Origin of the sequence: Vibrio sp. ED004 (assembly GCF_023206395.1) — a bacterium.
In the GTDB taxonomy this organism is placed as follows: domain Bacteria; phylum Pseudomonadota; class Gammaproteobacteria; order Enterobacterales; family Vibrionaceae; genus Vibrio.
Genome location: NZ_CP066150.1, coordinates 655,070 through 674,500, shown reverse-complemented (window position 1 = coordinate 674,500; position 19,431 = coordinate 655,070). Strand labels below are relative to the sequence as shown.

Here is a 19,431-nt window from a genome sequence, read left to right as displayed (position 1 = left end):
TTAGTTTTTTACATTAAGGGCGAAGGAAGGGCATGAATGTAAGCGGTTAAAAAGAAAAGAAATAACGCCCTTGGACACAAAAAACAGATGAAGAAAGCGCGGTGAGTACGATAGAAAAGGAGCAAACGCACAAACGACAGGCACAAAAAAAGGTTCATCGCGGCTTTCCGGGGAAAGCCGCTTTTATCTTCAAGAAGAAGTAGTCTGTATCTCGATATCCATACCCCATTCGCTTGATTAACTTTATTTTGTTGTTTATCCCTTCCAATGTGCAGGTGTTGAGCGGATAAGTTGCCGATGCAATAATACCGTGAAGATAAGGCCTCAGTTTTCGTGCAAACTCTTTCAATGGCTTAATTCCACTCTCTTGCACTTGTGCCCACCATACCTCCCAGAGCCCCTTAGCATGTGCTTCTGATTTACAGTACCAAAGCTCTTTGAGTTGTGAGCCGAGTATATAAGTGGCCATCAAGTCCTTATTGATATTCAATATTTCAGTAAGATAGCTATCTTGTCGTGCATTTAAATTACCTCTGTTTTTCAGCAGTACCCAGCGTGAGCGCTTCACACATTGCCTCGCTTTTTATCCTGCTTGAGTTTGTTAGCTTGGTCGACTCTGACTCTATCCATCACCTCACGACCGAACTTAGCAACAACATGGAATAAGTCGTAAACGATTTTTGCATTCGGGCAGTGCGCTTGAACTTCAAGGTCAAAAGCCGTATTCATGTCCATTGCGACCGCTTCGATATTGTTACCATGCTTGCCTAACTGCTCGAAAAACGGTCGTATGTCCTTGCGGCTACGACCTAACCCTATCCAAATGACTTGGTGAGTCTTAGCATCAGCGATGACTGTGGCATATCGGTGCCCTTTAAAGATGGCTCGTCCATGACGAGTTGCCTTAGCCCTTCCCATTTCACTGACGGTACCACTTGGCGAAGTCGACGTTTATCTATCTCTTTAATGGTGTGCCAATGAACGCTCGTTAACTGGGAGATATGCTTAATGGGAAGAAGAGGCAGTAGTTGTTCTATATAGCTTTTTAGACGCGTCGTTATACGAGCATAAGGCTCTAACCAAGATAGAAACTCTGTTTTTATGCCGCAGTCACGACACTTGATCCTTCGAGTTTGAACGGAAAGCTCAACAGGAACATTGAACAACATGGCCTCTTTCACATGACGCCATTGATACTCATGGATAGCCTCAGCTTCAAGACCGCAAAGGCATTTAGCCTCAGAATTAGGTTTAAGAGTTAGTGTAACAAGTGATGCTGTCTGGTGAGACTTTACTATTTTAAAGCCTTCCCAGAATGAAGATAGGAAAGTATGATTCGGCATGAAAACGGTAGTTTGTGTATGATTTTTGTTTGGCGACTAAACCATATCACTTACTACCGTTTTTTTTGTTTTTAGTTCCCGCTAATCCGCGATGAACCACAAAAAAAGCCCCCTTGGGAGCTTCTTTCATTGTGTGTTGATTATTGGCTCATACGAATCAATGATTTACCAATCAACCACTCAAGTTCTTTACCGCTAGTATCACCAAACTGAGTTTCGGTCAGTTTATATAGACGATCAATACCGTTTGCCGCGAACTCATGTGCGCTTTCAGCAGTAACGATATGGTGGAAAAGTAAACGTAAGATTGCTAGGAACTCAGCGTCTTCAAGTGCTGTAACCCAGCTAGCAGAGAATGCATCCAGACCGTTTTCGAAATCAATGTGCTCCATGAACATCTTGAAGATTCGACCGTCTAGAGCAGCTGTGAAATCTGTTTTCTTTGGAAAGTGGTGGCTTATACCTGTACGAGAAACGCCCGTTTGCTGACTTAACGTCGTGTATGACATCTTGTCGTAACCCAATCTTAGTAATTGGTCTACAACGGCATCCATGATTTTCTGGATCGTGATTTCTGTATCTTCTTTACTACGCTTTGGCATATTCAGGCTCTTCTCTTTGTAAATCCATCTAACTCAATCAAATGAAGTCAGTATGAAAATCGTTATCAGCATTATGTGAGCAAGGTATTTTTTCGCAAGTATTTCCATTAAATACCTACAAATACTTTGTACGAACAATTTTACAGTGCTGCCTCTTTGGGCACTTTGTCTAATTATTCTTCGAAAGTTACCTTACCTCTCTAAGTGGTTAATCTAAAATAACAACTTAGAATATCAAATACCCAACAATAAATTCATTGTATAAATACCTATCAAGCAATAGATAGTCTTATAAAATTAGTTATGGCGCAACTAACTGAATGATATTCTAACAAATTAATGACACGGCTTATCAACAAAACATGAGATAGATCACATACATATTTAGCGACGCGAATGTACACATTCATTTAACCCCTTCAACAAACAACATAGCATACCAGTATAAATTAGTTCAAAGATTTTAATTTTTGTAGATACAGTTCAAATTGCTCGTTAGAATAACCTCAGACTTTGTAAGAGGATTATTTATGAGCCAAGATAATGGTAACAACGATGTATGTGAGGCTTGCGGCTGTGCAGGCGAAATCGGGTTCATCATCAAAGAAGGCGACGATGTTGCTGAAGTAACGGTTTACGGAAACTCAAAAGCACTAATTGAATCTGAGTTTGCTAAGTACGTTGAGCTTGCTAAACAAGTGTCTAGCAACGTTGAATTTGAAACGTCAGAGATGACTGAAGAAAGCACGGAATTGCATGCTCGCTTTAAATTTGAAGTCAGCGCTGAAAAGATTATTTTTGAACTTAAGACTCGCTCTCTAGCGCGTTAATATAAGCATTCATATTCTTATTAAAAGACGAGTAGCTTTACTCGTCTTTTTTTATTTCAACCCAAGCCAGTGAACCGTTTTGCTCAAAATCGTTTTCTGCAGCGCATCGAATCACTACGCCCCCAACCTCTAACACTGCACCAATGCTATAAGCCTTATCATCGTAATAACAAACTCGTTGCTGTTGTCCACCTTGAGTCACCAATACCGCAGCCTTTGCGGGTGTTGAAATTACTTTGTTCGCACTTACAGACATAGAGCCAAACATCGAAGCTGTAACCAGAAAGACCTTAATTATTTGTGTGTTTACTCTAATCATTGATTTACCTGCCATTGTCGCTTAATTCCTCTTCCACCTACCGCCAAATGGGTAAAACACTATGCGAGAATAATTTTTCCATTATAGTGTTAGTGTCTATCGTAATAAGAAGCCCGTTATGCTCAGAATAATTGCACTTATTATTGGTTCTCTAACCATAACAAATGTCAGTGCTGAACCACTCGATCACTATCATATATTGAACCATCTCGATAATTACGGAAACTTATATCTACGTAATAAGCCTTATACCTCGCTTCCAACGGGCTTAGTGGTCGATGGCAATCTCAATATCGAAAACACGGCGATCACACGCCTACCTAAAGGGTTAGAAGTTAACGGCAGCCTAAAAGCCTCTAACAGCCAACTCGCAAGAGTTCCGACTGGGGTTAAGATAAAAGGCTATGCCGACTTGATTGGCAGCCAAATCACAAGCTGGCCCAGAGGTGTACGAGTGGGCGGATTCATTAACCTAACCGACACCCCGCTGCAAAGGCTACCAAACGGCTTTCGAGTAAAAGGTGACTTGAGCGTAATTCGTACTCCTTTAACAGAGCTACCCAATGGAATCGTGATTGACGGTGATTTATACATCGGAGGCTCAGCTATTACCGCGTTTCCCGATACCATGACAGTCAGAGGCAATATCTACCTAGGTGGAAACACCGTGACCACATGGCCAACCAATCTAGAGCTAGGTGGCGCAGTCGCTCGCTAATCTATCCGATAATTCAGCATCTTTAATGCAAAGATAAAGCAGCAAAAACAAAAAAGGAGCTCAAGGCTCCTTTTTCCGTTCAATCAACTGATGCTTATTAAGCAAGAGCTCCGCTAACCAATGTTCTTCACTGGGTTCGCATAGCTATCAATCAGATACTGACGCGCACCTTTTGGCAAGCTTGATAGTTTCTCTTCAAATTCTTGCTTAACCGCCGCGGTAATCAACTCATCTTCTTTTTCTGCCGCCAATAGGTTTACTGGGAACAGCTTGTAGTTTTCGTGGATCTGACGATCGATCTCTTCAGCCAATGCTTCTGGCGTATCAAAATCTTGGTCGATTACCTGACCAAAACCAACGTGCACGCGCCCCTTATTACCGATGATGCCCTGAATGATACTTTCGATATCTTCAAACTCACCTTTTTCGTAGCTGCCGTTAACGTCTTTTTCAAAAAGTTCGATGGCTTTAGCCGTGTCACACGGATCGTTTTCGTAAGAAATAGCGACTGGTACGATCTTCAATGATTTCACATACTCAGGGAAAGCGATCTTCTGCTTACGTCCTTCAACATGGAACATCTTCAAGATAGCTGGCTCTGTAAAATCGTTACCGTCTTTCGCTCGGCCTTCTTTTTGAGCGATCCAGATAGAGTTACCTGTCTCTAGAGAGTGCTTAATGTAAGAAGACAGTTGGCCTAGCGCTTTCATCATTTCACGCGGTCCTTTCAAAGAACGCTTAACGATGAAACTCTTGTTCAAACGCATCAATTCAGTCGCACATGGCTTCTTCAACAGGTTGTCACCAATTGCAATGCGACAAGTCTGATGATTATTTTGATGCAGAGCGTAATTTACTAACGCCGGATCCATAGCAATGTCACGATGGTTTGATACAAACAGGTAAGTTTGATTCGCATCCAGTGACTCTACACCCGTGTACGTCACACCGTTTGTAGTTTTAGCAAGCGTGTCACGTAAGTACTTTTTCACTTCAATCTGAATGGACTCAACGCTAGTCAGCTTGCTCCATTTCATTTTTAAGTACACACGTAAAATTGGACTCATTAATGCTTTGAACCAAGACGCATGGTTTGAAAAACGGTAGTGCAGTATCGCACTGATAAATTCTTCATCATTAATAAGGCGGTTTAGTGCCGCTGGAATTTCATCATCGCCGTAAGGACGAATATCAACATATGGATCGGTTGGAGAGGTCATTTTTTAATTCATATAATAAAAAGCTGGCTCATTCTACGCGTTGTTTTGACTTCTCGCAGCTACAGAGCCCATACTTTTGACAAGGTCAGACCAGAAACATTGAAAATCCCCTGTTATTGTTGGCATTCTTTGAGATTAACGGTAATCTTGACGCCCCAAAATTAAGGTACTATCTATGAACTTCGCTATTGAATATACATCGGCTTACTTTTCACACTTGGTGATCACACCACGCAAGAAAGTACTTAAACATAGCCTTGTATCGGTTCAAAGTGGCTTGGTTTTGATAAAGCTGGGTAAACAAGAGTACGCCGTTGAACCAGGGCAAAGCGTCTGGATCCCATACGACTGCTTAACATCACTGACCTACTTTCCAAACACTCAGATTAACCGTGTCGATTTTTCTGTGCGTTTGACGGATTCATTCCCGAGACAAGCGGGTTACATCACGCAAACCAACCTATCTTTGGCACTACTCGAAAAGCTAGAACTGACTAAGTCTCGTACTTCAAGTGCCAACAATACCGAGCAAGCCTGTAAAGATATGCTGTCTGTATTGAAGCAAGAAGTGTTGTCGTTTAAGCCACTGCTTTGTGAAAGTGCCCTGTCTCAGCGATTCAATCAATGGAATATTGATGACTCTAACCTGCCCCAAGAGCATACCTTGGTGATGGTAATGCGTGAAGCGAAGAAGCGTATGCAGTCAGGTCAGAAGCGAGCAGCTGTGATCGATGATTTGTTCTCAGGAAAAGAAGAAGAGTTCGAACAGTTGTGCATGCTTGTTTTTGGTGACGATCTATAAGCGCCAAGAGACTAAGAAGGCCGAAAATCACGTCCAGATACTAAAAAGCCGCAAAAACTGAGTTTTTGCGGCTTTTTTAAGGTTCATCGCGGCTTTCCGGGGAAAGCCGCTTTTATCTTCAAGAAGAAGTAGTCTGTATCTCGATATCCATACCCCATTCGCTTGATTAACTTTATTTTGTTGTTTATCCCTTCCAATGTGCAGGTGTTGAGCGGATAAGTTGCCGATGCAATAATACCGTGAAGATAAGGCCTCAGTTTTCGTGCAAACTCTTTCAATGGCTTAATTCCACTCTCTTGCACTTGTGCCCACCATACCTCCCAGAGCCCCTTAGCATGTGCTTCTGATTTACAGTACCAAAGCTCTTTGAGTTGTGAGCCGAGTATATAAGTGGCCATCAAGTCCTTATTGATATTCAATATTTCAGTAAGATAGCTATCTTGTCGTGCATTTAAATTACCTCTGTTTTTCAGCAGTACCCAGCGTGAGCGCTTCACACATTGCCTCGCTTTTTTATCCTGCTTGAGTTTGTTAGCTTGGTCGACTCTGACTCTATCCATCACCTCACGACCGAACTTAGCAACAACATGGAATAAGTCGTAAACGATTTTTGCATTCGGGCAGTGCGCTTGAACTTCAAGGTCAAAAGCCGTATTCATGTCCATTGCGACCGCTTCGATATTGTTACCATGCTTGCCTAACTGCTCGAAAACGGTCGTATGTCCTTGCGGCTACGACCTAACCCTATCCAAATGACTTGGTGAGTCTTAGCATCAGCGATGACTGTGGCATATCGGTGCCCTTTAAAGATGGCGAACCTGTCCATGACGAGTTGCCTTAGCCCTTCCCATTTCACTGACGGTACCACTTGGCGAAGTCGACGTTTATCTATCTCTTTAATGGTGTGCCAATGAACGCTCGTTAACTGGGAGATATGCTTAATGGGAAGAAGAGGCAGTAGTTGTTCTATATAGCTTTTTAGACGCGTCGTTATACGAGCATAAGGCTCTAACCAAGATAGAAACTCTGTTTTTATGCCGCAGTCACGACACTTGATCCTTCGAGTTTGAACGGAAAGCTCAACAGGAACATTGAACAACATGGCCTCTTTCACATGACGCCATTGATACTCATGGATAGCCTCAGCTTCAAGACCGCAAAGGCATTTAGCCTCAGAATTAGGTTTAAGAGTTAGTGTAACAAGTGATGCTGTCTGGTGAGACTTTACTATTTTAAAGCCTTCCCAGAATGAAGATAGGAAAGTATGATTCGGCATGAAAACGGTAGTTTGTGTATGATTTTTGTTTGGCGACTAAACCATATCACTTACTACCGTTTTTTTGTTTTTAGTTCCCGCTAATCCGCGATGAACCTTTTTTAATTCTTTAATATCTGCTCTAGCTTCAGAGCAAACATTCGGCTTCTTCCCTTAAAAAGGCAATTCAACCTGCATCATTAGGTCAGCATCACGCGAGTCGTGCCAACGGTAGTCAAAGCGCATACGAGGTTGCCCTTCGACCTTCTCACCAAAACCAATGCTGAGTTGTAAGCCATGGTTTAGCAGCCACTCCTCTGTAGACATATCATACTGCTCGTCTTCCAGATCTTCAGGAAACCACATCCCCAAACCTACATAGTTTGATTCAATACTTTGTGTCAGTAGCGGTGCGTCTTTACTTTGAAGTACCCAGTCAGACCAATAGTCAGGTGTACTCTGCGCTTCTTCATCGCTCAGCCCACTAATTTCCATCATACGTTGGCCAAAAGACTCAATGCTCGAAGAAAAATCCAAACAGTTGTCGTCATCAGAAGTCAGCATGATCGAATCTAAGCTAAAAAAATCACATTCAGCATAAGCAGGCATACTGCATGCTGCCATGATCAACGTCGCTGGTATCGCGCTCTTTAGCATAGTCCTCTGACCTCTTGATTAGTGAGCTCACATTATCTGATACAGTCCACTATCTTGCAACATCTTTGTAACTGACTTAGTACTCAATTTTGCAACATCGCTTCCACTTATCAGCGCATTACGTATGTCAGTGCTGCGAATTTTCACTTTTTCAGGGCAAGCCATTACAGACCACCGTTCAGTAATCTCATCGGACTTATAAAAAGACGAGAACTTAAAGAAGTTGTCCGGCCCAATCACAAACGTCAGTTCAGCGTCACGATGTAACTTTTGCAGTTCACTGAGCACAGCAAAAGTCGTTACGCTTTCACCGGGTGTAAATAGGCTCTTTTCGATCAACGAAAGCTCAACTTGATCCAGTGAAAGATCACTGATAAATGCGTTAACTAACTGACATCTCGTATCAAAGTCTAGCATCTCTTTTCCCCAAGCATGGGCAATACTTGGAACGAGTAGAATTTTGTCAAAGTGAGCCAACGAATCAATCACACTTTTATGCCCTAGGCTCGGTGGATTAAACGCACTACCGAAAATGGCTATTTTTTCCATTATTTATTACTGCCTTCTCTTTCTAAGCTTGTGCAAAGAGGTTTTTAAATCGGATGATTTAGGTATGATAACACTAGATTTTTAATTTGCTTGCAGGAAAGGAATACGAATGGAACAGTTAATTCGTGACGAAATGCGCGTACTACCTTCAATTGACCCTCACTTCGAAGTGACTCGTCGTGTGGACTTTATTAAAACGAAACTTCAGCAGTCAGGCTGCAAGTCTCTGATCCTTGGTATCAGTGGCGGTGTAGACTCAACGACCTGTGGCCGCTTGGCACAAATGGCCGTTGATAGCCTGAACGAAAACTCTGGCAGCAACGACTACCAATTCATTGCGGTTCGCCTACCTTACGGCGAGCAAAAAGATGAAGATGAAGCACAACTTGCTCTCTCTTTCATCCAGCCTTCTCAATCTGTTTCTGTAAACATTAAAGCAGGTGTTGATGGGCTTCATGCTGCATCTCACGTGGCGCTTGAAGGTACAGGCTTACTACCAACAGACTCAGCAAAGATCGACTTTGTGAAAGGTAATGTGAAAGCTCGCGCTCGCATGATCGCACAATACGAAATTGCTGGTTACGTTGGCGGTCTTGTGATTGGTACTGACCACTCAGCAGAAAACATCACTGGCTTCTACACCAAACACGGTGACGGTGCCTGTGATTTAGCGCCTTTGTTTGGCCTTAATAAGCGTCAAGTTCGTGAACTTGCAGCAACGCTAGGTGCGCCAGAGCTATTGGTTAAGAAAGTGCCTACTGCCGACCTAGAAGAGCTTGATCCACAGAAAGCCGACGAAGCAGCATTGAACCTTTCTTACGACCAAATCGATGATTTCCTTGAAGGTAAAGAAGTCCCTCAAGACGTGTCTGACCTCTTAGTAGGTATCTACAAAGCAACACAGCACAAGCGTCAACCGATCCCAACGATCTACGATTAATTTGCTGGATTAGTCTCAGAATCAAAAAGGCCGGAAGTTCATTTCAGTGAACTTCCGGCCTTTCTATTAAATGCGTATTTCTTTCTGGTCTTTCGACCTACCGAGTTAGTCTACGACTTCGATATCAGTTTGAGGCACGCTGCAACACGCCAGTATTTGCCCCATGTTGCGTTCATGCTCTTGCAACGCCGGTACATCCGGTTGATGAACTTGCCCAGACTCAAGGGTCACTTTACAAGCACCACAGAAACCCGCGCGACAGCTTGATGCGATAGACACACCTGCCGATTCAGCTTGCTCTAGTAGTGTTGATTGGTTATTGCCTTCGAACAGGTAGCCGTTAACGCTCAACTGCAGTTGCTTCACCGCCTCTTCGGTAGACTGAGCAACGCCAAACGCTTCTTGATGATAATGCTGAGGGTTAAGCCCCATTTGAATCAGCAGTTTCTTGCCATTATCCATAAAGCCGTCAGGGCCACATACGAATGCTTGGCGCTTATGAAGATCTTCAATTTTGGCGACATGAGATACGCTCAAACGACCAGACAGACCATCCCACTCTTTCGTCGGTTGACTTAGTGAATAAATCACGCGAAGCCCAGTATGTTCACGAGCGATCTTATCAATCTCAGCTTGATACGGGATATCTTCTTCGCTGCTGCATTGGTGATAGAACACCACATCATCAATTTGACCGTGGTCGGCTAAGTAACGAAGCATCGACAACATTGGTGTGATGCCGCTTCCCGCAGACAACAGTAGTAATGGATGTTTTGGGTTATCTTCCAAATAGAATGCACCATCTGGATTTTGAGCGACTAAGGTATCACCTACTTGGAATTGATCATTTAACCAATTAGAGATTTGGCCATCATCGACACGCTTCACTGAAATCGCTAAGCGACCCGCTCGTGACGGACTAGAAGATAAGGTGTAACGACGAGAGACCTTCTCGCCATCAATCACCATTTCAATCGGTAGATGTTGTCCCGGCTGATAACTGGGTAGTGAGTGGTTCTCTTTCGCAGGCTCTAGCCAAAACGTTGTAAAGTCGCGAGCGATCTCTTCTCGTTCAACACAAGTTAAGTGCAGCGACTCAACCCAAGTGTCTTCGTAATGCTCTTTCTCTTTGGTTTCGAGCACCTCAACCCCATCACCGGCTTTGATTAAACCCTCATTTTTTGCCACTAGGTTTTGACCAAAGAACACGCCACCGCGCTCATTGGCTCTGAAAGTCGAGAAGGTATTCAGCGGCTCTTTTGTTGCTCTAAATTCGCCACGTTCGACATCAACTGTCGTCAAAATACAGCGCTCACAAGGTTTCACTGCTTCGAACTCAACTTCGCCGATTCGAATACGCTTCCAACCATCTTCAGCAAATGCTTCTGTATTGGAAACAACAAAATTGGTGCGGAACTGATCCATCGAATGGACTTCAGGACTGCGGCGGTTCAGCTCATCAAGGGATGCTTGGCTGATCACCAACATTGGGTAGCCATCAGCGAAACTGACATTCTGGCCGAGCTTTTCACGAACACGATTCGATTGTTCACCAGAGAACAGTAACTCAACACGAACACCCAACACGTCACTGAACCAATCATCGGCTTCATCATTAGTGGTGTAAGCGGTGAAGCTGTCTTTCCAAACCGTTGCTGGCGCTTCTTGCATCTTGAAGTTCGCGTATTTTAGGCGCAGCGGTTCTTTGCCTTCGTAAGTGAAAATCAAACCGTCTGGTTGCAAGCTTGAAGATACCTTGACCATCTTCGGGTACTTACGTGCCGTGACCATTGAACCATCAGCCAATGCCAACATAAAACGTCTGTCGAAGGTAAGGCCTTGTTTTTCAACCCAAGCAGAAGAGAGCGAGATGCCGCCCACTGATTTTACCGGAAACACATTGATTTGAGATAAGGAAGGCTGTTGACCTGAAGCCTTTTGATCTAAAGCCCTTTGACCTGAAGATAGCTGCGACATAACGATTCCAATGTTTTGTTGTTTGTCCCAATGCTAACAAATGGTTATAAATAGATAAACTGGCAGGCATTAAACACTTGATACTAAGCTAATATCTTGAGATGTTTAAACGACTGTCTTCTATACATAAAGACAGCAATGCATTAACACTCTCCAGACGTTCTATAATATGAACACGGTTACCGCATTGAACTTTCATTGAATAAAAAGGATTTATCATGAATAAACTCGTCATTATCATTTTATGTGTACTGCTTCCGCCTGTTGGGGTGTTTTTCGCTCGTGGCGCAGGTAAAGATTTGCTGATCAACATTGTCCTTACCTTCTTCTTCTGGGTACCAGGAATGATTCACGGGCTCTGGGTAGCCACCCGCTAACCCGTCTTCAAAAATAAATACCGAATAAAATACTTAGAAAAACAAGCTCCTAACCCTGAAGAGTTAAAAATAGGATGAAATGAAAGTGCTTTTCCACTATCATCCTGTCGCCTAAACGTAAGCGATTGCTTTCACAGATTTCGCCGAGTTTAGGCTCCAACTACATAACACTTCAAATGGTGGGAGCCTTCAATGACACAACTTACGATTACTCGTCCTGACGACTGGCACGTTCATCTACGCGATGGCGACGTATTAAAAGATACAGTGCGCGATATCAGCCGCTACAATGGTCGAGCGTTAATCATGCCAAACACCATCCCACCGGTAACCGATACCGAAATGGCTCTTGCTTACCGTGAACGCATCATGGCAGAGCAACCAAGTGAACAGTTCCAGCCTCTAATGGCACTTTACCTGACAGACAACACAACACCTGATGAAATTCGCAAAGCGAAAGAGTCTGGCGCTGTCGTTGCAGCTAAGCTTTACCCAGCTGGCGCAACCACAAACTCTGATTCAGGCGTAACCTCTGCTAAGAACATCTACCACGTACTAGAAGCAATGCAGGAAGTTGGCATGCTACTTTTGGTACACGGTGAAGTAACGACTCACGATGTTGATATCTTTGACCGTGAAAAGCAGTTCCTAGACACAGTACTAGCACCGATTGTGAACGACTTCCCTAACCTTAAGATTGTTCTAGAGCACATCACAACAGCAGATGCTGCAACTTTCGTGAAAAACGCGAACGACAACGTTGCTGCGACTATCACCGCTCACCACTTGCTTTACAACCGCAACCACATGTTGGTTGGCGGCATCAAGCCACACTTCTACTGCCTACCGATCCTTAAGCGTAACACTCACCAATTAGCACTGATTGAAGCGGCAACAAGCGGCAGCAAGAAGTTCTTCTTGGGTACAGACTCAGCACCACACGCGAAAGGCGCTAAAGAGTCAGCATGTGGTTGTGCGGGTTCTTACACTGCGCACGCTGCAGTAGAGCTGTACACAGAAGTATTCGAGCTAGAAGGTAAGCTTGAGAACCTAGAAGGTTTCGCGAGCCACAACGGCCCTGACTTCTACGGCATCCCACGTAACACAGATACCATCACTCTAGTAAAAGAAGAGTGGAATGTATCTGAGACAATGCCTTTCGGTTCAGACATTGTTGTGCCAATCCGTGGCGGCGAGACGATTGCTTGGACAGTTAAATAGCGCAGCACCGTTTTAAACGATATTTCTTGTTTAAATCAAAAACTTCAAAGCCCTTCACATTAAGTGAGGGGCTTTTTTAAGGTTCATCGCGGATTAGCGGGAACTAAAAGTAAATTACCACCTTCTAAAGAAGGTGGCTTTATGTGAGCCCCCTAAAAGGGGGCCTTTGTTTAGTCCAACGCCAATTGCTGCTGCTCCACGCGCTCTTTTTTCTCTTGATGTCTTACATAGCGTCGAATGATTTCTTCATTAACCCCTACGCTATCGACAAAATAGCCCCTTTGCCAAAAGTGGTTACCCCAGAGTTTGTTTCTCCTTAAATATGGAAATTTACTAAAGAGTTTTAAAGCTATTTTGCCTTTCAATACGCCCATCAACTTGGATATCGATAACTTAGGCGGAACTTTTACTACCAAGTGCACGTGGTCAACTTGAACGTTTAATTCAACGACTTCACATCCAAGTTGATTACAGTAAACGTTTATACATCGATAAACTTCTTTACCTACATTGTTTTTCAAAATCCTAAATCGATACTTTGGTGTCCACACTATGTGATATTGACATCTCCAAAATACGTGGAAGCTTGATTATATCTGCTCATGTTATTTGTCCTCTTTGACTTCGCTAAAAATCAAGGGAGCATTTAACATGGGTAGAAACCACAGGCAAAGCCAAACTGAATGATAACCACCTACTGAAGTAGGTGGTTTAGGGCTGAAAACAAAAAAACGGTAGTAAGTGATATGGTTTAGTCGCCAAACAAAAATCATACACAAACTACCGTTTTCATGCCGAATCATACTTTCCTATCTTCATTCTGGGAAGGCTTTAAAATAGTAAAGTCTCACCAGACAGCATCACTTGTTACACTAACTCTTAAACCTAATTCTGAGGCTAAATGCCTTTGCGGTCTTGAAGCTGAGGCTATCCATGAGTATCAATGGCGTCATGTGAAAGAGGCCATGTTGTTCAATGTTCCTGTTGAGCTTTCCGTTCAAACTCGAAGGATCAAGTGTCGTGACTGCGGCATAAAAACAGAGTTTCTATCTTGGTTAGAGCCTTATGCTCGTATAACGACGCGTCTAAAAAGCTATATAGAACAACTACTGCCTCTTCTTCCCATTAAGCATATCTCCCAGTTAACGAGCGTTCATTGGCACACCATTAAAGAGATAGATAAACGTCGACTTCGCCAAGTGGTACCGTCAGTGAAATGGGAAGGGCTAAGGCAACTCGTCATGGACGAGTTCGCCATCTTTAAAGGGCACCGATATGCCACAGTCATCGCTGATGCTAAGACTCACCAAGTCATTTGGATAGGGTTAGGTCGTAGCCGCAAGGACATACGACCGTTTTTCGAGCAGTTAGGCAAGCATGGTAACAATATCGAAGCGGTCGCAATGGACATGAATACGGCTTTTGACCTTGAAGTTCAAGCGCACTGCCCGAATGCAAAAATCGTTTACGACTTATTCCATGTTGTTGCTAAGTTCGGTCGTGAGGTGATGGATAGAGTCAGAGTCGACCAAGCTAACAAACTCAAGCAGGATAAAAAAAGCGAGGCAATGGGTGAAGCGCTCACGCTGGGTACTGCTGAAAAACAGAGGTAATTTAAATGCACGACAAGATAGCTATCTTACTGAAATATTGAATATCAATAAGGACTTGATGGCCACTTATATACTCGGCTCACAACTCAAAGAGCTTTGGTACTGTAAATCAGAAGCACATGCTAAGGGGCTCTGGGAGGTATGGTGGGCACAAGTGCAAGAGAGTGGAATTAAGCCATTGAAAGAGTTTGCACGAAAACTGAGGCCTTATCTTCACGGTATTATTGCATCGGCAACTTATCCGCTCAACACCTGCACATTGGAAGGGATAAACAACAAAATAAAGTTAATCAAGCGAATGGGGTATGGATATCGAGATACAGACTACTTCTTCTTGAAGATAAAAGCGGCTTTCCCCGGAAAGCCGCGATGAACCTTTTTTAATTATGTCTTAATTCCCTTGATTCTAGGCCATTAGCGCCTAATCTTATTCCATACAATGCATAAATTTACATGGATAGTGATGAGTTTAGGCTTAGACGTTCGTACTCTATGTTTAATTATGGTGTTCCTTTCTGGGACCTATTGCATCGGGCTAATAATTAAACAAAGAAATCAAGCACCGGCTCAAGGTACTCGGAGCCTGTTCTATGCCGTATTTTTTTTAATGGCAGGATTTTCCCTGCTCAGCTTTGGCGATGATATTTCCTTCTGGCTTTCAAAAGTCGCTGCCAATTTCTGTATTGCTTTAGGGTTCGCTCTGGTCGTACTCAGTTTGCATCAAATCAGACATGCTCCCTTAATCTACCCACTGGTTGTTTTCTCTTGTTTACCACTGGCGTTAGCTGCGTTGATCTATTACTCCGTCATCGAACCTTCTACCAATGCGCGTGTGGTTGTCATCTCTGTGTATGCCACTCTTTGTACGGTTTCAAGTGCGATTGTCGTCAATAAAAACCAAGTAGAAGACCTGAAACTGCCGATCATGCTGCTCACAGGCGTGCTTATTATTCACTCTCTGTTTATGCTGTTTAGAATCTGGTGCACCCTACGCGAGCCTAATATCGGCGATTTCCTTCATGCCGGTAATGTCCACCAGCTCGCCATCATCATGACTGCGATTCTTCTAAGTACCCTTGGCTTTACTTACAACTGGATTCTTAATGCTCGACTGATGGAGTCACTCTATAGCTCTTCATTAAAAGACAGTCTCACACAGCTTTATAATCGAAGAGCGATGAACGAGATGACCAGCCGAGAATTGACACGTAGCCTGCGGCATAAACACGCTCTGTCGGTGATCATTTTAGACATCGACCACTTCAAACAGGTTAATGATGTTTATGGCCACCAAGTGGGTGATCGTGTGTTACATAACCTAGGTGAGATACTCATCAACAATCTAAGAGCACATGATGTGGCATTTCGCTACGGTGGTGAAGAGTTTTTAATCATGCTGCCAGACACTGCCATTAATGATGCATGTACAGCAGCAGAGAAACTAAAAGTACTAATAGAAAGTCACACCTTCTGGAAACAACAAGAGAAGCCATTAACGGCGAGCTTTGGGGTCGCTCAATTACACCCTAATGACCAGCGAACTAATCTGATTGAGCGCGCAGATAAAGCCTTGTACCACGCAAAAGAACAAGGTCGGAACACTGTATGTAAAGGCGAATTCGAAGGAACTGTCTCGGCTTAACCCAAACATTGCTATCAAGCATATCAAAAGTTCCTCTTCCATAGTCATCAACCTGACTTGTACTGACATATGTTATTTGGAATGTTGGCCGTCATTTACATACACAGGTTCAATAAGAGTTGCACGATGCCATTCTGCTGATTATTCTCACTTCATCACAACGTACCCCACAGAGATAAAACAATGGAAAGTACCTACACCTACCCTATTGGTGAGCCAGGAAAAAAATGGCAAGAAGCAGAGCGTCAAGCATGGTTTGCTCAAAGAACGGTTAAGCGTGAATACCAACAAGAAGTCGTGCCAAAGATTAAAGCACTTGCAGACCGCTTTGACATCGAGCAATACGGTGCATTGAGCTACGACGAAGCTCGCTTCCCACTCTTTGCTATCAAGAGCAAAAACTGGGATGCATCAAAGCCAACTATCCTCGTAACAGGTGGTGTTCACGGTTACGAAACCAGTGGTGTACATGGCGCAATCAAATTCGCTGCAACTCAAGCGGAAAAGTACACAGCGCACTTCAACATTGTTGTTGCACCTTGTGTGAGCCCTTGGGGTTACGAAGTCATCAACCGCTGGAACCCAAATGCAGTTGATCCAAACCGCTCTTTCTATGACGGTACGCCTGCTGAAGAATCAGCAAACCTACGTGCATTAGTGGCGTCTCTGCCAGAAGTATTGGTTCACGTTGATCTTCACGAGACAACCGACTCTGATGAAACTGAATTCCGCCCTGCACTCGCTGCACGTGATGGTATTGAGTACATCGAAGGTATGATCCCAGACGGTTTCTACACAGTGGGTGACACTGAAAACCCTCAACCTGAATTCCAAGCCGCTGTCATCGCTTCAGTTGAAAAAGTAACGCACATCGCACCAGCGGATGACGAAGGCAAGATCATTGGTTCAGACGTCACTCAACACGGCGTAATCAATTACCCAATGAAGAAGCTTGGTTTATGTGGCGGTGTGACGGATTGTAAGTACGGCACGACTACTGAGGTTTACCCAGACAGCGACAAAGTAACAGACGAAGAGTGTAACGATGCTCAAGTTGCTGCTGTTGTTGGTGCTTTAGATTACGTTATTCAGCACGAATTGAACGCCTAAGCGCAAACCCGCTAATCAGTACCTAATAGCAAGAGCTAAGAACTAAAAGAGCCACAAGTGACTATTCACTTGTGGCTCTTTTTTGTTTCTCTTTCGCTAATTTCTTCTACGGCATAAAAAAAGCTCCCTTGCACGCGGTGCAAGAGAGCTTTGAATCTGCTGACTCGAGTAAGTCCCTATCTAGAAACTTACTCAGTTCGCGATTTACTTAGTTGCCGGAGTAACCGTTTCTTGCCCTCTACCGACTTCAGTCAGGAGGCCTTTCAGCAAGCTTACACAGCCAAGCAGAAGAATGATCGTAAACGGCAGTGCTGCAATAATCGTAATAGATTGCAGTGCCTGAATTGATTGAGTACCACCAATCCACAACATCACCATTGCGATAGCGCCTGAGATAACCGCCCAAACCACTTTCTGTTTAACAGGAACTTCAAGCTTACCACCCGCCGTCATGCCATCGATAACGATAGAACCTGAATCTAGGGTTGTAACGAAGAACACGATGATCAGTGCCACAGCGATAACCGATAGGATGCTACCAAACGGGTAAGCATCTAGCATGTAGAACAAGCTTAGAGATACGTCTGTGATGCCTTGGTCGAGGCCAAGTTGCCCCACATGACTGATCACTTGCTCGATAGCCACGCCACCAAAGATAGACATCCAAGCAGACGTTACCAGTGTTGGGATAATCAATACGCAAAGTAGGAATTCACGAACCGTACGGCCCTTAGAAATACGCGCTACGAACATACCGAAGAATGGTGCATACGCAACCCACCATGCCCAGTAGAACACTGTCCAGCCATGCAGCCATGTTGTGTCTTCACGGCCAGAGCTTTGGCTCAGTGCAATGATGTTTTTCGCATAACCCGTCACAGCAGTCGCGACAGAATCAAGCACAGTTGTGAAGTTCAAAACAGCGATCAGACCAAGGAATACAAACGCAATAACCATGTTCAGGTTACTTAGGAATTTAACACCACCGTCCATACCACGTAGTACTGAGATGATCGCTAAGCCCATGATCAGAACGATGATAGATTGCTGAAGGAAGATGTTGTTATCCAAACCAAACACGTGGCTGATACCACTTGCTGCCTGTGTACCACCTAAGCCTAGTGAGGTCGCAAGACCAAACAGAGTAACCAGTACCGTTAGTACATCGATCACATCACCCGTTTTGCCCCATACTCGCTCACCCAAAATTGGGTAGAACACAGAACGCATTGATAGCGGTAAGCCTTTGTTGTAAACAAAATACGCAAGACAAAGTGCCGTCATGCCATAGATAGCCCAAGCATGGAATCCCCAGTGGAATACGGTCGCACCGAGTGCCAGTTCACGACCAGCTGCAGTGAAAGGTTCTGCATCGAGCGGCGTTCCGAACCAGTTCGAGAAGAACGCGGTTGGCTCTGCAACACCCCAGAAAATAAGTCCAATACCCATACCGGCTGCGAATAACATCGCAATCCAAGATGACATTGAATAGTCCGCAGTCGCGTCTTCGCCACCTAAGCGAACTTTACCTAGAGGTGAGAATGCAAGAATAACGGCAAAAACTAACATGATGTTGGCTCCCCACATAAAGAGGAAGTCAAACTTTGATAAAACAGCACCCTTGATAGAATCAATCGCAGCTTTAGCGTCTGCAGGAGGAAGAGCAAGAAGAGTGATGATGAAGAGAAGAGATAAGCCTACTGAGGCTACGAAGACGGTGTTATGGACATCCATGCCCCATTTACTGACGTTATCTTGACCAACTTGATAATCAGTAGAATCGATACTGTATTTTTTTGATTTAAAACTCATAAATTATGATGTTCGCATATCCGAATCAACGAATATAAGGACGCTCTCCATATCCAACTACAACTTGATTGGCTCGCCATTTCACAAAAATAAAACGTGATAAAAACCACCGAGCAAGGTGATAAATGGACTTACTAGCTCAATCCCAGGACGCGCATAATAGCACAGCACGAAGCATTTTGACTGAGTTTTCGCTCAATAGTCACCCAAACCACCGTCAATTATGATAGTTGAGGCAATAAAAACAGAATAAAATAAACAAATAAAAACCTTTAAATACAGAGTATTAAATTAAAATAACGCACCGTAAAATATCATTCAAAGTTTCTACAGATAATTTTAATAACCACCCAATTTACTTATAGCTCTAATAAAAAAGCCCCGCTATAGGGGCGGGGAAAGTTACCAAAGGTAAAAGAGAAATCAGTGTTCAAATATCAGTGC

The 19,431-nt window shown here is 43.7% G+C and carries 16 protein-coding genes and 3 pseudogenes; 9 read left to right on the top strand and 10 right to left on the bottom strand.

Translation table 11 applies throughout. From position 1 onward, the window contains the following. Positions 1 to 154 precede the first annotated feature (154 nt). Together ITG10_RS20495 and ITG10_RS20490 are read right to left on the bottom strand one after the other, a co-directional pair. Positions 155 to 1,343 (bottom strand): annotated as a pseudogene (locus ITG10_RS20495) (ISL3 family transposase). Between the two features lie 140 nt (positions 1,344 to 1,483). Continuing rightward, on the bottom strand, positions 1,484 to 1,945 hold the full coding sequence (locus ITG10_RS20490) for a TetR/AcrR family transcriptional regulator (RefSeq protein ID WP_017105619.1): 462 nt from the start codon (positions 1,943 to 1,945) through the stop codon (positions 1,484 to 1,486). Between the two features lie 530 nt (positions 1,946 to 2,475). On the opposite strand from ITG10_RS20490, the gene ITG10_RS20485 reads away from it, so the two are divergent. Further along, the gene (locus ITG10_RS20485) at positions 2,476 to 2,775 is read left to right on the top strand and encodes a YfcZ/YiiS family protein (RefSeq protein WP_017629453.1); all 300 of its coding nucleotides are present in this window, start codon (positions 2,476 to 2,478) and stop codon (positions 2,773 to 2,775) included. 37 nt (positions 2,776 to 2,812) lie between these two features. On the opposite strand, the gene ITG10_RS20480 is transcribed toward ITG10_RS20485, so the two are convergent. Further along, positions 2,813 to 3,109, bottom strand: coding sequence for a YnjH family protein (locus ITG10_RS20480; protein ID WP_017629454.1), 297 nt, complete (start codon positions 3,107 to 3,109; stop codon positions 2,813 to 2,815). Positions 3,110 to 3,212: 103 nt separating this feature from the next. Here ITG10_RS20480 and ITG10_RS20475 point away from each other — a divergent pair, with 103 nt between their 5' ends. Beyond that, a complete protein-coding gene (locus ITG10_RS20475; protein WP_017629455.1) occupies positions 3,213 to 3,812 on the top strand; it encodes a hypothetical protein in 600 nt (199 codons plus the stop codon). A gap of 113 nt (positions 3,813 to 3,925) precedes the next feature. Here ITG10_RS20475 and ITG10_RS20470 read toward each other — a convergent pair whose 3' ends face one another. Next, complete coding sequence (locus ITG10_RS20470) at positions 3,926 to 5,032, bottom strand: 1-acyl-sn-glycerol-3-phosphate acyltransferase (RefSeq protein WP_017629456.1); 1,107 nt, start codon at positions 5,030 to 5,032, stop codon at positions 3,926 to 3,928. 175 nt (positions 5,033 to 5,207) lie between these two features. Between ITG10_RS20470 and ITG10_RS20465 the strand changes: the two genes are divergently transcribed. Then, on the top strand, positions 5,208 to 5,834 hold the full coding sequence (locus ITG10_RS20465) for a hypothetical protein (RefSeq protein WP_017629457.1): 627 nt from the start codon (positions 5,208 to 5,210) through the stop codon (positions 5,832 to 5,834). Positions 5,835 to 5,917: 83 nt separating this feature from the next. On the opposite strand, the pseudogene ITG10_RS20460 reads toward ITG10_RS20465, so the two are convergent. From ITG10_RS20460 to ITG10_RS20450, 3 genes and pseudogenes are all read right to left on the bottom strand, one after another. After that, positions 5,918 to 7,110 (bottom strand): annotated as a pseudogene (locus ITG10_RS20460) (ISL3 family transposase). A 153-nt stretch (positions 7,111 to 7,263) separates the two neighbouring features. Further along, positions 7,264 to 7,746, bottom strand: coding sequence for a hypothetical protein (locus ITG10_RS20455; protein WP_017633379.1), 483 nt, complete (start codon positions 7,744 to 7,746; stop codon positions 7,264 to 7,266). Between the two features lie 27 nt (positions 7,747 to 7,773). Continuing rightward, positions 7,774 to 8,295 carry a nicotinate-nicotinamide nucleotide adenylyltransferase gene (locus ITG10_RS20450; protein ID WP_017633380.1) on the bottom strand — a complete coding sequence of 174 codons (522 nt, stop codon included), beginning with the start codon at positions 8,293 to 8,295 and terminating at the stop codon, positions 7,774 to 7,776. 109 nt (positions 8,296 to 8,404) lie between these two features. On the opposite strand from ITG10_RS20450, the gene nadE reads away from it, so the two are divergent. Continuing rightward, on the top strand, positions 8,405 to 9,235 hold the full coding sequence (gene nadE / locus ITG10_RS20445) for an ammonia-dependent NAD(+) synthetase (protein WP_017633381.1): 831 nt from the start codon (positions 8,405 to 8,407) through the stop codon (positions 9,233 to 9,235). A 105-nt stretch (positions 9,236 to 9,340) separates the two neighbouring features. On the opposite strand, the gene ITG10_RS20440 is transcribed toward nadE, so the two are convergent. After that, complete coding sequence (locus tag ITG10_RS20440; RefSeq protein ID WP_017633382.1) at positions 9,341 to 11,212, bottom strand: hybrid-cluster NAD(P)-dependent oxidoreductase; 1,872 nt, start codon at positions 11,210 to 11,212, stop codon at positions 9,341 to 9,343. A 218-nt stretch (positions 11,213 to 11,430) separates the two neighbouring features. On the opposite strand from ITG10_RS20440, the gene ITG10_RS20435 reads away from it, so the two are divergent. Together ITG10_RS20435 and pyrC are read left to right on the top strand one after the other, a co-directional pair. Next, the gene (locus ITG10_RS20435; RefSeq protein WP_008215717.1) at positions 11,431 to 11,589 is read left to right on the top strand and encodes a YqaE/Pmp3 family membrane protein; all 159 of its coding nucleotides are present in this window, start codon (positions 11,431 to 11,433) and stop codon (positions 11,587 to 11,589) included. 192 nt (positions 11,590 to 11,781) lie between these two features. Then, positions 11,782 to 12,810 carry a dihydroorotase gene (gene pyrC, locus ITG10_RS20430; RefSeq protein ID WP_017633383.1) on the top strand — a complete coding sequence of 343 codons (1,029 nt, stop codon included), beginning with the start codon at positions 11,782 to 11,784 and terminating at the stop codon, positions 12,808 to 12,810. 170 nt (positions 12,811 to 12,980) lie between these two features. On the opposite strand, the gene tnpA is transcribed toward pyrC, so the two are convergent. Further along, on the bottom strand, positions 12,981 to 13,364 hold the full coding sequence (gene tnpA, locus ITG10_RS20425) for an IS200/IS605 family transposase (protein WP_248387172.1): 384 nt from the start codon (positions 13,362 to 13,364) through the stop codon (positions 12,981 to 12,983). Positions 13,365 to 13,601: 237 nt separating this feature from the next. Between tnpA and ITG10_RS20420 the strand changes: the two are divergent. The 3 genes and pseudogenes from ITG10_RS20420 (at position 13,602) to ITG10_RS20410 (ending at position 17,175) form a co-directional block, all read left to right on the top strand. Further along, a pseudogene (locus tag ITG10_RS20420) lies at positions 13,602 to 14,796 on the top strand (ISL3 family transposase). 234 nt (positions 14,797 to 15,030) lie between these two features. Then, entirely contained in the window at positions 15,031 to 16,065 is a 1,035-nt protein-coding gene (locus ITG10_RS20415; protein WP_017633378.1) for a GGDEF domain-containing protein, read from the top strand. 183 nt (positions 16,066 to 16,248) lie between these two features. Next, positions 16,249 to 17,175, top strand: a complete 927-nt coding sequence (locus tag ITG10_RS20410; protein WP_017633377.1) for a M14 family metallocarboxypeptidase — start codon at positions 16,249 to 16,251, stop codon at positions 17,173 to 17,175. A 204-nt stretch (positions 17,176 to 17,379) separates the two neighbouring features. On the opposite strand, the gene ITG10_RS20405 is transcribed toward ITG10_RS20410, so the two are convergent. Further along, the gene (locus tag ITG10_RS20405) at positions 17,380 to 18,987 is read right to left on the bottom strand and encodes a BCCT family transporter (RefSeq protein ID WP_017633376.1); all 1,608 of its coding nucleotides are present in this window, start codon (positions 18,985 to 18,987) and stop codon (positions 17,380 to 17,382) included. Positions 18,988 to 19,431: the final 444 nt, after the last annotated feature.

Excerpts from the sequence above, each read along its gene's own strand:
- ITG10_RS20490 (WP_017105619.1), bottom strand. The coding sequence starts at position 1,945 with ATGCCAAAGCGTAGTAAAGAAGATACAGAAATCACGATCCAGAAAATC.
- ITG10_RS20485 (WP_017629453.1), top strand. The coding sequence starts at position 2,476 with ATGAGCCAAGATAATGGTAACAACGATGTATGTGAGGCTTGCGGCTGT.
- ITG10_RS20480 (WP_017629454.1), bottom strand. The coding sequence starts at position 3,109 with ATGGCAGGTAAATCAATGATTAGAGTAAACACACAAATAATTAAGGTC.
- ITG10_RS20475 (WP_017629455.1), top strand. The coding sequence starts at position 3,213 with ATGCTCAGAATAATTGCACTTATTATTGGTTCTCTAACCATAACAAAT.
- ITG10_RS20470 (WP_017629456.1), bottom strand. The coding sequence starts at position 5,032 with ATGACCTCTCCAACCGATCCATATGTTGATATTCGTCCTTACGGCGAT.
- ITG10_RS20465 (WP_017629457.1), top strand. The coding sequence starts at position 5,208 with ATGAACTTCGCTATTGAATATACATCGGCTTACTTTTCACACTTGGTG.
- ITG10_RS20455 (WP_017633379.1), bottom strand. The coding sequence starts at position 7,746 with ATGCTAAAGAGCGCGATACCAGCGACGTTGATCATGGCAGCATGCAGT.
- ITG10_RS20450 (WP_017633380.1), bottom strand. The coding sequence starts at position 8,295 with ATGGAAAAAATAGCCATTTTCGGTAGTGCGTTTAATCCACCGAGCCTA.
- nadE (WP_017633381.1), top strand. The coding sequence starts at position 8,405 with ATGGAACAGTTAATTCGTGACGAAATGCGCGTACTACCTTCAATTGAC.
- ITG10_RS20440 (WP_017633382.1), bottom strand. The coding sequence starts at position 11,212 with ATGTCGCAGCTATCTTCAGGTCAAAGGGCTTTAGATCAAAAGGCTTCA.
- ITG10_RS20435 (WP_008215717.1), top strand. The coding sequence starts at position 11,431 with ATGAATAAACTCGTCATTATCATTTTATGTGTACTGCTTCCGCCTGTT.
- pyrC (WP_017633383.1), top strand. The coding sequence starts at position 11,782 with ATGACACAACTTACGATTACTCGTCCTGACGACTGGCACGTTCATCTA.
- ITG10_RS20415 (WP_017633378.1), top strand. The coding sequence starts at position 15,031 with ATGGCAGGATTTTCCCTGCTCAGCTTTGGCGATGATATTTCCTTCTGG.
- ITG10_RS20410 (WP_017633377.1), top strand. The coding sequence starts at position 16,249 with ATGGAAAGTACCTACACCTACCCTATTGGTGAGCCAGGAAAAAAATGG.
- ITG10_RS20405 (WP_017633376.1), bottom strand. The coding sequence starts at position 18,987 with ATGAGTTTTAAATCAAAAAAATACAGTATCGATTCTACTGATTATCAA.